Source organism: Vibrio sp. M260112, from assembly GCF_036533775.1.
Classification (GTDB): domain Bacteria; phylum Pseudomonadota; class Gammaproteobacteria; order Enterobacterales; family Vibrionaceae; genus Vibrio.
The window spans coordinates 1-1,171 of sequence record NZ_JATABH010000152.1; the positions used below are offsets into that span (position 1 = coordinate 1).

2 protein-coding genes and 1 pseudogene are annotated in these 1,171 nt (G+C 40.8%); all 3 read right to left on the reverse strand.

Annotation, left to right across the window (positions count from 1 at the left end; genetic code table 11):
• A pseudogene (locus tag QTN95_RS20735) lies at positions 1-265 on the reverse strand (hypothetical protein); the annotation flags it as partial.
• A 30-nt stretch (positions 266-295) separates the two neighbouring features.
• Positions 296-547, reverse strand: coding sequence for a bacteriocin immunity protein (locus tag QTN95_RS20740; RefSeq protein WP_331418862.1), 252 nt, complete (start codon positions 545-547; stop codon positions 296-298).
• Positions 537-1,171, reverse strand: a 635-nt coding sequence (locus tag QTN95_RS20745; protein ID WP_331418863.1) for an S-type pyocin domain-containing protein, incomplete at its 5' end; no start/stop codon positions are given. The genes QTN95_RS20745 and QTN95_RS20740, both read right to left, overlap by 11 nt.

The following is a 1,171-nucleotide window of genomic DNA, read 5'->3' on the forward strand; positions in this document are numbered from 1 at the left end:
TCGCTATACGCTTACCTAAATTCGGTACCAGACCTTTTGCAATAATTTCATCAGCATTATGGATAATAGAATGAGTAGAGAGTTTTAAGTTACGTCTAATCTGAGTGTAAATTGGGATTTGAACAGAACGTTTCGATAATGCAGCAAAGCTACCATCTAGCTTTTTGAATAGCGCAGCACGCTCTGCGACAAAAGAACCATAGTTAACACCACCAACACGGCTTGCCATCGCAACTTGAGAGACGTAAAGGTGGTTAATTTCAAGATCTCCATCTAATCGACAGGCTCATTTATATCATTTTTTAAAACCAGGTAAGCCCTGAGACAAGCGCCATTCTTTGACGATTCTAACAATATTTTCAGGCGTTCCATCTTCAGGATTCTCTGGGTAATAAATCAGATCTGAGCCGTCTGGATGCCCTATAATTTCTTCGAAATGTAAAACAGCATCGATATGTTCTTGTTCAGTAGCATAATCATCAACACAAATTCTATTAACTAATTGCAAAAACTCTGATTGCGTGTATTCCGAGATGTTATTTTTCATTTTTCACCCTATGAATATCTATATGTTTTCTAGCGGTAACGACTCTTAAATTATCTACATTGTAAACTTCACCACCATTCTGTATTTCATCTACATGATGTAGTTCATACTTCACCCTTCCACCGACTCGATCCCCTTTTCTACAGAATGGTGCTCTACCATTTTTCATAGTATTAAGGTTGGTCCCAATAAATTGCTCTTTCAATTGCTCAGAATGGCTAATTTCAGTCCAAAATGCTTCTCTAAACGCATCAAAATTACTAAATTCTTTACCTCTGAGCTTATTTGCAACCTCCGACGGAACTGGTGAACCTAACCCCTCACTGGCTTTCTCTAACCATATGCCCGTTATATCTTCGCCATTCCCTGTAACAACCCCGGACTCATCACGCGCCGTTTTTTGGAACATCAGGTAAAGAGGAGGCAACCCAGCATCCACAGGGAAGGTGACAATATATTCGACTAGATCTTCTTCTGGGTAGAGAACCGTGCCAATTTCTTGCTCGTGCTCTTCAATTGGGCGAACCCAGATATTGTGAACATCCAGTTGGTCATTCTCGGGGAGGACGGTATCAGGTGTGAGTACATCGGTTGAGCCGTCAGGTGTCCAGGTAATAGTGATAC

Bases quoted from the DNA above. Each gene is read 5' to 3' on its own strand.
- QTN95_RS20740 (WP_331418862.1), bottom strand. From the start codon at position 547: ATGAAAAATAACATCTCGGAATACACGCAATCAGAGTTTTTGCAATTA.